The sequence below is a fragment of the Lactococcus taiwanensis genome (assembly GCF_017068355.1).
GTDB lineage: Bacteria > Bacillota > Bacilli > Lactobacillales > Streptococcaceae > Lactococcus > Lactococcus taiwanensis.
Genome location: NZ_CP070872.1, coordinates 733446 through 747102, shown reverse-complemented (window position 1 = coordinate 747102; position 13657 = coordinate 733446). Strand labels below are relative to the sequence as shown.

Below are 13657 nucleotides of genomic sequence, written 5' to 3'. Positions count from 1 at the left end.
GCATTGGCTGCACTGAAATCTTTAATGATAGTATTTTTGAATACTTTTGAACAACTGACCAGTTGGTCAGTTGCTCTCATTACTCAAAGAACCATAGCGGTTTGAAAGTTCAGAGACTTCCCGCCGCTTTTCATCAGCTGAGATATTTAAAGCAAAGGCAATCCCTAGCGAGAGCACTAGAAAAGATGATCCCCCTTGGGACAAGAAAGGAAAAGTAACCCCCGTTTCAGGAATCAAGCCAATTGCTCCCCCCACGTTAATGAAGACCTGAATCAAAAACATGGCACTTATCCCAATAGTCATAAGGGAATTGAAAGGATTCCGCGCTCTTATTCCTACCAAAAGTATTCGTACAATCAAGAAAAATAAAATCCCAAGAATCAGAATCCCTCCGATCACACCTAATTCTTCCACCACAATCGCAAAAATAAAGTCAGTGTGTGCTTCAGGTAAATAGCCATTTTTTTCGATAGAATTTCCTAAACCACGACCAACCCAACCCCCATTAACAATGGCATAGTAAGAGTTTGCAAGCTGGTGACCCGAGTTGGCTAAATCACTAAAAGGATTAACAAAAGCTTTAAAACGAGCGTTAATATATGAAATCGGTAGGAACGAGGGAATCAGATGTCCTCCTGTCGCGAATAAAAGCCCTAAGAAAGCTACCGCTACTGTCAAAATAATTTTGCCATAGCCGCTGAACCAACGCCAAGAAATCCCACTAGCTCCCACCATTACCATGACTAAGGCAGCGAGTATGACTGCATTCCCCATATCAGGCATGATGATATCAAGAAGCAAGAGACTGATTACTGGTAAGCGCCAATCGCCAAAGAGGCGCTGAAAAAGGCTTTTCCCTTTAAAGAGTTCCTGGACATCACCAGTGGAAATAGCCTCTTGTTTTCTAGAAAACACTGAAGCAAGATACCAAATCACAAATACTTTGGCATATTCTGCTGGCTGGATTGTTCCCACACCCGGGATTGGAATCCAGCCATGTGCTCCATTTACCGGAGGGAAAAACAGGCGTGCAGCAATCATAGATAAAACCAGCATAATCCAAATAAAAAGGAGCATTCCTTTACTTTTCAGAGCTTTAAGCTTCATCCGATAAATAATGGCAATCACTACGAAACTTAGCATCATGAAAGCAGATTGTGTAATAACTAGTCGATAGGGTGAAAGCCCCCTGGTAAGTTGATAAGGTACTGTCGCTGAAAAAACCATAACAATTCCAATAGCTGACAGCATCAGGTAGGGTATCAGAATAGAATAGTTTAAGAAGTTTGCTTTTTTTAATCCATTTCTCATTATTTAAATCATCTCATATATCTTCGTCTTCATTTTATCTTTTTTATTATATCATTTTTTTGAAAGGATTTTCAGTTAAATGAATAATTTTCACCCCTTAATCCGATAAATTAAAAAAACATCTCTCAAGGACTACTGACAGATGTTTTTTGTTACTGACAGAGCTGTCAGTAACTTTTATTCATGTTATTCCTCGCGGTGAAGGGTTACCAGCCTTTCCTTAGGACAAAATTTCATGGTCTCAACTTTTTCTGGATGCGTTGCTTTGTTTTTACTACTGATATAATTCTTATTGCCACATGAAGTGCAGCGTAATGTGATTTTTATTCTCATTTATAAAATACTCCGTCTCCCCAGATACTTTCGAAAATTGATGAAAGACCAAATGATATTTACTACCACAAATAGACTTGTTCCTACTATAGCTGCACGATAGCTAATATAACCCGCGATGGCTGATCCGACTAGCGGGCCTGTTACCATGCCGAGGTTCGAACACATTTGAGCATAAGCAAAAATCCGACTAACCCCCTCTTTTGGCGTAATCTTAGATAACAAAGAGTTGACTGAAGGCATCAAAGCTCCAGTTCCAAAACCAAGAAGAAAGCGTAATATCCCCAGTTGCCAAGGATTTTGAACAAGAGCCATTGGTAAATAAATCACGAAAGTGAAGACAAGGCCAATCAGTATCAAGCGATGCGAACCATATTTATCTCCCAAACGCCCCAGAAAACTAGAGGAAAGCATGGCAGAAAGCCCCACCGCTGAAACGATCAAACCCGATATAAACATCAAATTATTCGTGTTTGTTGTTAAAGTCTTGATATACAAAGTAACAAATGGTTCGATAGACTGAGAAGTAATCTGAATGATAAAAGTAGTCACCAATAAGCCAAAAAGAATTTGTTTATTGCTCACTTTATTGATAATTTCCTTACTAGAGAGCATTTCTCCTTTTGGCACAGGTTCAAAGTTTTCATGTACAAAGAAAATGGTCAAAAAAGTCGCCAAAGCGAGCAGCCCGCCAACGATTAAAAAGACGTTGGACATCCCGAACCACTGCGCTAATAAACCTCCTAGTGAAGGACCAATTAGTGTTCCAGAAACCATCGCCGTTGACAAAGTACCTAGAGCATAACCCGATTTATCTTTGGGGGCCTGCGAAGCAATCATTGCAGTCGAATTAGGAATATAACCTGAAAAAAAGCCCATCAACAAACGCAAACCCAGCAACCACCAAACATTGGGGACAAAAGCAAGCCCACCCATCGTCAGGGTCATTACAATACTTGCGCGCACCATCATTACTTTACGGCCATGTTCATCGGCTAATCTTCCCCAGATGGGTGCCACCAGTCCGGAAGCTAGAGCAGTCAAAGAAAAAGCCAAGCCAGAATAAAGCTCAACATTTCCTCCTTTGACACCTAGACCTTGGATGTATAAGGGTAAAAAAGGCATCACCAACGAAAAAGAAGAGCCTACAAAGAAACAGCCAATCCACGTGATGAATAAGTTTCTTTTCCAATTAACAGTTTTCGTTTGATTTACCTCTCTTTTTTCTATTTAACTGCATTAATGCATCCTCCACTTGTTTTTCTAGCTCTGCGATGCTTCCTGAATTATCCAGAATACGATCGGCTACTTCTCGTTTTTTCCACAAAGGCATTTGTGCCGCGATGCGTTGCTTGGCTTCTTCTTTTGTGAAATGATTACGAGCCATTAAGCGTTCTAATTGCGTAGTTTCATCAATATAGACCAACCAAATTTCATCAAAGCCAGTATAGTTATATTCAAGAAGCAGTGGAATATCCATGAAAAATACTTCATCTACTGACGGCGCCATCAGTAAATGATCAGCAAATTTCTTATCCCCAGAAGCTGTTGCTATCTCCGTTTTTTCTAATAAGCGCGCCCTTTGAGCATAAAGTTCTTGACGAATAATGTCATCTTGAATTGTTGATAACTCTTGTCGTTTATTAGGATCCGCAAAAACCAACTTTCCTAGTTTCGCTCGATCAAGTTGGCCACTACTATCAATAAAATCACGCCCAAAATGTGAAACAATGGCCTCATATAATTTCCCACCTGGAAGCTGCAATTGGCGAACCACTTGGTCTGCATCAATCACTTGGTAACCTTTAGAAATCAAAAAATCAACCACCGTTGATTTTCCACTCGCAATCCCACCAGTCAATCCGATAACTTTTTTCATTCATCTATTTTAGCATATTTTTTAGGTTTACGAAACTAGAATTAATAGTTAAAAAACTATTTATTTTAAGTTGTTAGAATCAGAAAAACCTGTCATCAAAGCTGACAGGTTTTTCATTAAATTATCATAAGTCATTAGATGTTTGAAGTGTGCATTACTTCTTCATCATCATTTGAAAGCACTTCGTGGAAGACACGTTCAGTCAATTCTTGTTTTTGTTCTGGTGTGAGGTATTTCGTATTGACACAGTAACCAGAGATACGAACGATGACATCTTCACCACGCATGATTTTATCGTAAACATCTTTAAGGTCCATAACGTTCAAGTTAACGTGTTGACCAGCAAATTCAGTACCATTAATCAAAGCACCTGGTGTGAAGTAACCGTCAAGAATTTGAACCAAGTTATCCACTTGTTCATCACGTGTTTTACCAAGGGCACGTGGAGAAACTTGGGTAGTCAATGAGATACCGTCATTAGCGTCTTTGAATTCCAATTTAGCTAATGAGCGAAGGTTTTGCAACCATCCACCTTTAGCCTTGTTAGATGGGTTAGCACCTGGTGAGAAGAATTCAAGTTTAGATTTGTTGACTGTACCATCTTCATTGAGGAATACCCCTTTATGCACTGGAGAATTACCAGTTTGTTTAGAGTAAGCCACATTTGAAGTAATTGTCAAGAGTGATACAGTTGCTTCAGCATTCTTGTAAAGTTTATGAGAAGACAATTTTTGATGGTACATTTTCATGACAAGTTTAGCAATATCATCGGCACGGTCATCATCTTCACCATAACGAGGGAAATCACCTTCTACTTCATAATCGTAGATATAGCCATTTTCATCACGCAAAGTTTTAACTTTAGCATATTTAATTGCTGAAAGTGAATCAACTGTATTTGCGAATCCACAGATACCAAATCCCATGTTAGCACGAACTTTAGTTGGCAAGAAGGCCATTTGAACTGCTTCATAGTTGTATTTATCAGTCATGTAGTGGATGATATTCATCGCATCAACATAAGTATCAGTCAACCAATCCAATGATTTATCAAAATTATCCATTACAGTATCATAATCGAGGATTTCATCACGTACTGGTTCGATGTCGAATACTTTATAATCTTTATGAACGTCATCATAACCACCATTCAAACCAGTCAACATTGCTTTCAAGACATTGACACGCGCACCAAAGTATTGGAGGTTGTGACGTCCATCTTCATTTTCTGGATCAAGTGGTGAGACACAACATGAGATACATGACATTTCACCATATCCATCCTTAGCCATTGTTTCAACACCTTCATATTGGATAGATGAGTGTTTGTGGCTCATAGACATTGCATAACGTTTGAAAGCATATGGGAGTTTAGAATCCCAAAGGACCGTCAAGTTTGGTTCTGGAGCATTACCGATTGTATCAAGGGTATTCAAGAAACGGTAGTCCATTTTAGTAACACGGTGACGTCCGTCATTACCCATACCAGCCATAGATGTTGTGATGAATGTTGGGTCACCAGAGTAAAGTTCATCGTAAGCAGCAGCACGAGCAAATTTCATTGTACGAAGTTTCAATACGAAATCGTCAACAAATTCTTGGATTTCTTGTTCAGTGAATGTTCCACGAGCAAGGTCACGTTCTGCAAAGATATCAAGAACGATTGGCACACGTCCAAGTGAAGTTGCAGCACCGTTGATAACACGACATACAGCCATATAAGCGATGTTAACCCATTGGATAGCTTCTTTCACATTCATCGCTGGACGTGAAACATCAAGACCATACAAAGCACCAAAGTTTACAACTTGTTGCAACGCTTGGTACTGCATGTTAATTTCTTCTTTAAGACGAATATTTTCATCGTTAATTTCAGTGATTGCGTCCCATTCACGTGCTTTTTCTTTCATAAGGTAATCAGCACCATAAAGTGCAAGACGAGCATAAACACCAATGATACGTCCACGAGAGTAGGCATCTGGCAATCCTGTTACGGTATGCGCATGACGTGCTTTACGGATTGCTGAAGTGTAAGCGCGGAAGATTCCATCATTTACGGAAGTCATAGTTTGAGACAAAACTTCGTGCAATTGAGGATCTACTGAAAGACCATGTTCTGTCAAAATCTTTTCAGCAACACGAAGTCCCCCTTTAGGCATAAAGTTCAAACGGAACAACTCTTTATTTTGCATACCATAAATCAATTCAAGATCTTTATCATTTGGATCAATATAGCCAGCAGGAATTTTATCGATAGAAGTCACTACATCCGTATCAAACGGGAAACCTACTTCTTCGTAGTGTGCTTTTGTATCTTCAATAATTTTTTTTACTTTAAGCGTGCGCTCAGTAGGACCAGCAAGGAAACTTTCATCTCCGTCATAAGGATTGTAGTTATCTTGCACAAAACGTGTTACACTGGCTTTATCACGCCAGTCCGTTCCTTTAAAACCTTCCCAGGCTTGCTCAAAAATATTTTCAGTAACTTCGGTTTTCATTTTAGAAATCTCCTTCGTTCTTTCTGTTTCAAATTACTCTTTCATTATATCATACAGTTACGCAATAGCAAGCGCAAACAATAAGAAATTTGAGATTCTTTACTAATACAGTAAGCGTTATCTTAAAAACTGTATCAGTATTTTAAAGAATAATTCGCGTTAATTTCACAAAGAAAGTAGAGTCAAGACACTGGAAATCAAACCCTTTCATTTCTAATGAAATTTTTCACAAAGAAAAAAAGAGCTCCTAGCTCTTTATAACATATCTTTGCGGTGTAACAGCCAGGTCACCCAGCCACAGACCAAAATTCCAACAAAGAAAATTGCCCAGACCATCCATCTCAAATCCTGCCCAGGAATTGGGACGTTCATCCCGTAAAATCCAACAATAACTGCTGGTATCCCCAAAACAAAGGTAGCTGAAGTCATAATTTTCATAACGATATTCAGATTGTTACTTACAATATTTGAGAACAAATCTCTGAGATTTTCTAATAATTTCAACTGAATTTTCGTTTCTGTATAAGCTTGATCTGTTTCGACAAAAATATCATAGATTTTTTCAGCAAAACCGTCTTCATCATCTTCACGCAAGTAATCTATAAAATTTTGAAGTACTTCACGATTATTGTGTAGTGCATCTTCAAAGTAAATTAGACTAGCCTGAATAGCAATCATATCAACAATTTGGTCGTTTTTTGTCGAATTTTTGATCCCCACTTCAAGTTTCCTCCGTCGAATACGAAAATCACGTAAATAATCATGATAAGTATGGGTCATCTGATACATTACTTGAAAAATAAGTTGGTGCTTGTAACGTTTCGTATCATATTCTCGGCTAAAAAGCGCTTCGTTATCAATATCATGGTTGAGGGCTAGAATAACAGATTCATTTTTAGTCCAGACTAGAGAATAAGGAAAAGTAGCGACTTCTCCATAATTAGAAACAGCTGGATATTGTAACAAGATCAGATTATTATCATTATCATCCGTTTCAAAACGGGCATTTTCGTAATCATCAAGAATACCTGACAAATAGTCAAAGGGAAAGTCATAATACTCAGAAACAGTGCCGATTTCCTCACGTGTTGGGTTTAACACATAAGTAAAATTTTTCATTTCAGATGTAGAGATTAGTTTTTTATCAGGAGATAATTCATAGTTTTTTATCATTCATTCATACTCGCTTACAGCTTTTAAAAGAACCCATCAGCTCTTATCATATTCAATTGTAGCAGAAAATCATTCATTTGTGTCCGATGTAGGGTTTTTCGCTTCTTTTTCTGTAAAGTGTTTAATCAAATTGTCATTAATAAATGTATTGGTGTCTCCTATAGTTTGTGATACAATAAACATACTAACCTTGAGGAGTATGATTTTGAACTTTAAACATGAACCATTGAATCTCTATCTAAACTTTAAAAAATCAGCTGAACAGTTTCCGGATAGCCCAATTATCTTTGATGAGGCTGTTGGAGCTTTCCCTGAACTAGCTCTTGAAACGACTTATCAAAAGACTCATCAAGCCATTGTTGATAAGGCAAGTCTCCTAGCTGAGCTGGGAATCAAAAAATCGGATAAAGTCATTATTTTTAAATCTAGTGCCTTTGATACCTATCTTTTAGCGGTTGCTATTTCTTATTTAGGCGCTGTTCCAGCAATGATTTCTTATCATCTTCCTGCCGAAACAATGGACATTTTAGCTGGACGTCTAGATGAGCCTTGGCTCATTTATGACCAAGTTACTGACAGAACTGTCAATGAAATGAAAAATATTGAAGATTCTAAAAAACTTGCTGTCAGTAAATTTGCTTTGGAAAAACCCACTCAAATTGCTGACAGTCAGCAATTGGCCAGTGATGAGATTGCTTATCTCACTCATACTTCTGGAACAACTGGTGTACCAAAATTAATCGCTCACTCTGCTAATTCAATGGGTTGGCGTTGGGTGCTTCAAAGAACTGTAATGGATTGGATGCCTGATAAGGAAGAGATTTTAGCTTTCCATATTTCTCCTGTTCATTCTCGTTTCAATATAGGGGTTTCATCAGCAATGACCTTTGGGTTTGGCCTTATGCCCCTCAATGATTTAGCAAAAGATAATCTTGTCAATCTTTTTGCTAAACATCAGCCTTATGCCTTTGAAACTCATCCAAACGATTTTGTTCGTTTAGCAAATCTTGCAAAGCAAGACCCTGACATATTTGCTTCAATTCGTTACCTTCACTCAACTTTTGATGCAATTAATAAAGAGACAATGCACACTTTTCTTTCTGCCTCTAAGCAAAAAAAGCCAGTCTTCCTACAAATTTATGGACAATCAGAATGTGGCCCAATGATTTGGAAAAAGCATCGTTTATCAACTTTAGCAGACACGAATGCCCGTGAAATGGGGATTGGTATGCCTGGATTATCTAAAGCACGTATTGCCGATGAAAATGGAAATGAATGTCCTGCAGGTACGCCTGGAAGAATCCACTTCCTCTCAAAGGGGAGAGCTTTGACTTACTATAAAGAAGAAGAACGTTTTGATAAAGAAGTCTATGGTGACTGGTGGGATACTGGCGATTGGGGCCTCATGAATGAAGACGGAATTCTCTTTTTACATGACCGGCAAGTTGATTTAATCGATAAAATAGAATCTAATTTGGCAATTGAAGATCTTCTGTTAGACCAACATGACTTCTTAGATGAAGTGGTGATTATTCGTGATAAATCTGGTAAACCACAACCTATTTTGGCTCTAGCTGAAAATGCGGAAATGGATTGGTCAGCTTGGTGGGCTTCAATTGTTGATTTGCCATTTTTAAATGAACCTATTCTTATGGCTTACGATGAAATTCCTCGTACAGCAACAATGAAAGTTCAACGATTAGCTCTTGAAAAAGAGTTAGCTAAATAAGTGTTCATAACTTTACTGACAGAACTGTCAGCCACTTATTCACAGTAAATTTATTAACAAAACTACTGACAAAACTGTCAGTAGTTTTTTTGCTTAAAAAATTTAAATAATTGATGTTAATCAATTTATTTGTTAGAATTTAATAAATGACACAGTGTCATAAATTGAATGAATTGGAGAAAAAATGCCTAAATCAACCTATTTTAGTCTATCTGATGAAAAACGCAATCGCGTATATAATGCCTGTTTAAATGAATTTCAAACACATTCTTTTCACGAGGCAAAAATCATGCACATCGTAAAAGCGCTTGATATTCCGAGAGGGAGTTTTTATCAGTATTTTGAAGATTTAAAAGATGCCTATTTCTATGTCCTCTCGCAAGAAACCCTTGAAATTCATGATTTATTTTTTAATTTATTAAAAGATAATTCCATTGAAGAGGCGCTAGATAAATACAAATATCTCCTTCTTGAAAATTTAATTGATTCTCCTCAATATCAACTTTATAAATATCGATTTTTAGATTGGACTTATGAACTTGAAAGAGATTGGAAACCCAAAAGTTCAGCAACTGTCCCAGCTAGTGAAAATAATAATCCAGTTTCACAAGTCTTAAAATCAGTTGTTCATAACCTCATTTACAGATTATTCAGTGAAAATTGGACTAAGAAAACTTTTATTGAAAATTATGATAAAGAAATCAAATTAGTCACCGCAGGTTTACTTAATTATATTACTGATAGAAAAAGCTGAAAGGAGATTTGATGTTTTTAGCATTGAGAGAAATACGTTATAACAAGGCTCGCTACACCTTAATCGGAGCCATTATTTTTTTAATCGCTTATGTAGTCTTTATACTATCTGGTCTATCTGTAGGACTTGCCAGTCAATTTAAACAAGCCGTCCTTGATTGGCAAGCCGAAAAAGTTGTTTTATCAACAAGTTCAAATAATATTATTTCTGCTTCACAAATTACTTCTGATGATTTAAGTAATATTCATGTAGAAAATGGTTCAGAATTATCTTTGTTTTCTACTTCTATGCGTCAATCAAAAAGCGAGCGAGATAATATCGCTATCATTGCCCTGCCTGATAGCTCTAAAATCATGCCAGAAGTTCTTGAGGGGAAAAAATTTACTGACAATCATTTAGAAATGATTATCTCGAAAAAACTGGCAAATCAAGGATATAAAATCGGTCAAGAAGTTTCCGTGGGAAATAATAATATTAAAATAAAAATTGTCGGAATTTCAAAAGCCTCTTCTTATTCTGCCTCGCCTGTTATCTATACCTCATTTTCCGCTTTGAATCAGATAAAGTTTGGTGAAAAAAGTACTTCAACTTCTTCTGTTAATGCTGTCGTTGTAAAATCTGGGAAAGTTAAGATTGATTCTTCTATTTCAAATCAATATAAAGTCATCTCTATTTCTGATTTAATTAACGATATTCCAGGTTATTCTGCTCAAAATATGACACTCAGCGCAATGATTTACTTCTTATTTCTGATTGTACTGTTGATTATTGGAGTCTTTATGTATGTCATAACTCTTCAAAAAGTTCCGATTTTTGGCATAATGAAAGCCCAAGGAATTTCAAATCGCATAATAATGAACTCTTTACTTGGTCAAAGCTTTATCATTAGTTTAGTTGGCGTCTTCGTTGCTTTTATAGCAAGTTATGGAACTAGCTTTATCTTACCCGATGCAATGCCATTTGAAATTAGTCTTACAAACTGGTTGCTCTATACTTTAATTCTCATCATCGTATCAATGATTGGGTCGCTTTTTTCACTCATTACTATCCGTAAAATTGACCCAACAAAAGCAATTGGAGGTTAAAAATGACAACAATTCTTAAAATGGAAAATGTAAAAAAATCTTTTGGGAGTGGTCATAATGAGATTCAGGCACTCAAAGGAATTGATTTAGCAGTCAATCAAGGAGAATTTGTTTCAATTATTGGTCCATCCGGATCAGGCAAAAGTACATTTCTCACAATTGCAGGTGGATTGCAAAGTCCATCTTCTGGAAAAATGTCCATTAATGGGTTAGACTTTACTCCACTTTCTGAAAAAGAGCGTTCCAAACTTAGATTTAAAGAAATAGGTTTCATCCTCCAAAGTTCTAATTTGATTCCTTATTTAACCCTTGAAGAGCAATTTCTATTAATTGATAAAATCAATCACGAAAAACTAACTTCTAAAAAAGGGAGTGAACTTCTTAAATCACTTGATATTTTAGACCTTAATAATAAATATCCAAGTGAGCTTTCGGGAGGGGAACGTCAAAGGGCAGCCATTGCTCGTGCCCTCTTTAATGAACCAAATTTAATTTTGGCCGATGAACCAACCGCAAGTTTAGACACTGAACATGCTTATCAGGTTGTTGAATTATTAAGACAAGAAGCTCATTTAAAGAACAAGGCAACAATCATGGTCACACATGACCAAAGGATGATTGAAAATAGCGACAGTGTTTATAAGATTGAAGATGGACTCTTATCAAAAATCTAAATAAAATAAAAACTACTAGCTTACTAGTAGTTTTTTCATAGAATATTTTTTATAAAAAATAACCCTTCTCTAAAGAAAGAGAAGGATTATCTCTAAATCATTCGTTGATAAACCTTATTTTTTAAGGTTGTAGAATGCTTTAAGACCTTTGTATTGAGCCACTTCAGCCAATTGGTCTTCGATACGAAGCAATTGGTTGTATTTAGCCATACGGTCTGTACGTGAAAGTGAACCAGTTTTGATTTGACCAGCGTTAGTTGCAACAGCGATGTCTGAGATTGTTGAATCTTCAGTTTCACCAGAACGGTGAGAAACGATTGCTGTGAAACCAGCTTCTTTAGCCATTTCAATAGCTTCGAAAGTTTCTGTCAAAGTACCAATTTGGTTAACTTTGATCAAGATAGCGTTTGAAGCATTTTCACGGATACCACGTTCAAGGTATTTAGTGTTTGTAACGAAGAAGTCGTCACCAACGAGTTGAACTTTTTTACCAAGACGTTCTGTGAGGAGTTTCCATCCATCCCAGTCGTTTTCGTCCATACCATCTTCAATAGTGATGATTGGGTATTTAGAAACGAGTTCTTCAAGGTAGTCAACTTGTTCAGCAGCTGAAAGTTTTTTACCGCCTTCACCTTCGAATTTAGTATAGTCGTAAACACCGTTTTCGTAGAATTCTGATGATGCACAGTCGAAACCGATCATAACGCCATCTTCACCAGCTTTGTAACCAGCTGCTTCGATTGCTTTAAGGATAGTTTCTACACCGTCTTCAGTACCTTCGAATTTAGGAGCGAATCCACCTTCGTCACCGACAGCTGTTTCAAGTCCACGTTCTTTAAGAATTTTCTTAAGTGTGTGGAAGATTTCAGCACCCCAACGAAGTGCTTCTTTGAATGTAGGAGCACCAACTGGTACGATCATAAATTCTTGGAAAGCGATAGGAGCGTCTGAGTGAGAACCACCGTTAACGATGTTCATCATTGGAGTTGGCAATACTTTAGCATTGAATCCGCCAAGGTAGTTGTAAAGTGGAACACCAAGTTCATCAGCAGCAGCACGCGCAGCAGCGATAGAAACACCAAGGATAGCGTTAGCTCCCAATTTACCTTTGTTTTCAGTACCGTCAAGAGCGATCATTGCACGGTCAATAGCTTGTTGGTCAGTAACTTCATAACCGATGATAGCTTCAGCGATGATGTTGTTTACGTTGTCAACAGCTTTTTGAGTACCAAGTCCGTTGTAGCGAGATTTGTCGCCATCACGAAGTTCAACCGCTTCATGTTCACCAGTAGAAGCACCTGAAGGTACCATACCGCGACCGAATGCACCGTCTTCAGTGTAAACTTCAACTTCAAGTGTTGGGTTACCGCGTGAGTCAAGGACTTCGCGAGCATAAATATCAGTAATAATTGACATTTTAGTCTCCTTATTATTTTTAAGTGCGTCTGCACTCTTAATACATCTCTGATTTTACTATTTTTTAAAGTTTTTTTCAAGTGAAAATCTTTGCAAACTCGAATTTCACAAGGGTTTGCGCTTACATTTTTCTTCTCCTTTTCTTTTTGATAAAAAAAGAGATTGGCAAAACCAATCCCTTTTAATTTTATTCTGTTTCAATCAAACCATAACGTCCATCATCTCGACGGTACACCACATGTGTAGCATTAGTATCTGCATCAGTGAAAACGTAGAAGTCATGTCCAAGCATATCCATTTGAAGCACTGCTTCTTGCGCATCCATAGGTTTTAAGGCCACATGTTTAGTACGTACGATTTCACTGCTTTCTTCCGTCACTTCATCTGCTTGATCAAGAGGAGCAAATTCATCACCGAAAGCTTGACCAGTAGGCACTGCATTACGTGGTTTACGGTTCATTCGCGTTTTATATTTACGAATTTGACGTTCCAGTTTTTCTTCAACAAGGTCAACTGAAGAATACATGTCTTGTGAAGTATCTTCAGCACGCAAGGTTACATTCTTAGCTGGGACAGTCACTTCGACTTTAGCACGTTTATCAGAGTAAACTTTAAGATTAACATAGGCTGTCACTTCATGACCATCGTTGAAGTATTTGTCAAGTTTGCCAACTTTATCTTCAACATAAGCGCGGATTGCATCGGTAACTTCGACGTTTTCGCCACGAATATTAAATTTGATCATAAGAGTACCTCTCAACAGTTTTATAATTCACTCTTCATAACTATCAGAGCATTTGAATTC

12 protein-coding genes are annotated in these 13657 nt (G+C 37.3%); 4 read left to right on the top strand and 8 right to left on the bottom strand.

Translation table 11 applies throughout. The annotated features are described in order from the left end of the window. Positions 1-66: 66 nt before the first annotated feature. The 6 genes from JW886_RS03785 to JW886_RS03760 all read right to left on the bottom strand — a co-directional run bounded on the left by JW886_RS03785 (position 67) and on the right by JW886_RS03760 (position 7194). Positions 67-1311 carry an FtsW/RodA/SpoVE family cell cycle protein gene (locus JW886_RS03785; protein WP_075524492.1) on the bottom strand — a complete coding sequence of 415 codons (1245 nt, stop codon included), beginning with the start codon at positions 1309-1311 and terminating at the stop codon, positions 67-69. 186 nt (positions 1312-1497) lie between these two features. After that, a complete protein-coding gene (gene rpmG, locus JW886_RS03780) occupies positions 1498-1644 on the bottom strand; it encodes a 50S ribosomal protein L33 (protein WP_075524491.1) in 147 nt (48 codons plus the stop codon). Continuing rightward, positions 1645-2874 (bottom strand): multidrug efflux MFS transporter, encoded by a 1230-nt coding sequence (locus JW886_RS03775; protein WP_205872479.1) that lies wholly within the window; start codon positions 2872-2874, stop codon positions 1645-1647. It abuts the gene before it with no gap. After that, entirely contained in the window at positions 2837-3523 is a 687-nt protein-coding gene (gene coaE, locus JW886_RS03770) for a dephospho-CoA kinase (RefSeq protein ID WP_205872344.1), read from the bottom strand. Before coaE ends, JW886_RS03775 begins: the two co-directional genes overlap by 38 nt. Positions 3524-3657: 134 nt before the next feature. After that, entirely contained in the window at positions 3658-6021 is a 2364-nt protein-coding gene (gene pflB, locus JW886_RS03765) for a formate C-acetyltransferase (protein ID WP_082272271.1), read from the bottom strand. A 255-nt stretch (positions 6022-6276) separates the two neighbouring features. Next, positions 6277-7194, bottom strand: a complete 918-nt coding sequence (locus JW886_RS03760) for a magnesium transporter CorA family protein (protein ID WP_075524487.1) — start codon at positions 7192-7194, stop codon at positions 6277-6279. 205 nt (positions 7195-7399) lie between these two features. On the opposite strand from JW886_RS03760, the gene JW886_RS03755 reads away from it, so the two are divergent. The 4 genes from JW886_RS03755 to JW886_RS03740 all read left to right on the top strand — a co-directional run bounded on the left by JW886_RS03755 (position 7400) and on the right by JW886_RS03740 (position 11436). Next, positions 7400-8923: a class I adenylate-forming enzyme family protein gene (locus JW886_RS03755; protein ID WP_205872343.1), complete on the top strand. Its 1524-nt coding sequence runs from the start codon at positions 7400-7402 to the stop codon at positions 8921-8923. A 184-nt stretch (positions 8924-9107) separates the two neighbouring features. Beyond that, the gene (locus tag JW886_RS03750) at positions 9108-9677 is read left to right on the top strand and encodes a TetR/AcrR family transcriptional regulator (protein WP_205872342.1); all 570 of its coding nucleotides are present in this window, start codon (positions 9108-9110) and stop codon (positions 9675-9677) included. A gap of 11 nt (positions 9678-9688) precedes the next feature. Continuing rightward, positions 9689-10762, top strand: a complete 1074-nt coding sequence (locus JW886_RS03745) for an ABC transporter permease (protein ID WP_205872341.1) — start codon at positions 9689-9691, stop codon at positions 10760-10762. Between the two features lie 2 nt (positions 10763-10764). After that, complete coding sequence (locus tag JW886_RS03740; RefSeq protein ID WP_205872340.1) at positions 10765-11436, top strand: ABC transporter ATP-binding protein; 672 nt, start codon at positions 10765-10767, stop codon at positions 11434-11436. A gap of 114 nt (positions 11437-11550) precedes the next feature. Here the strand turns inward: JW886_RS03740 and eno are convergent, their stop codons facing one another. Together eno and hpf are read right to left on the bottom strand one after the other, a co-directional pair. Next, positions 11551-12852, bottom strand: a complete 1302-nt coding sequence (gene eno, locus JW886_RS03735) for a surface-displayed alpha-enolase (protein WP_075524482.1) — start codon at positions 12850-12852, stop codon at positions 11551-11553. Positions 12853-13039: 187 nt separating this feature from the next. Continuing rightward, a complete protein-coding gene (hpf, locus tag JW886_RS03730) occupies positions 13040-13597 on the bottom strand; it encodes a ribosome hibernation-promoting factor, HPF/YfiA family (RefSeq protein ID WP_075524481.1) in 558 nt (185 codons plus the stop codon). Between the last annotated feature and the right edge of the window lie 60 nt (positions 13598-13657).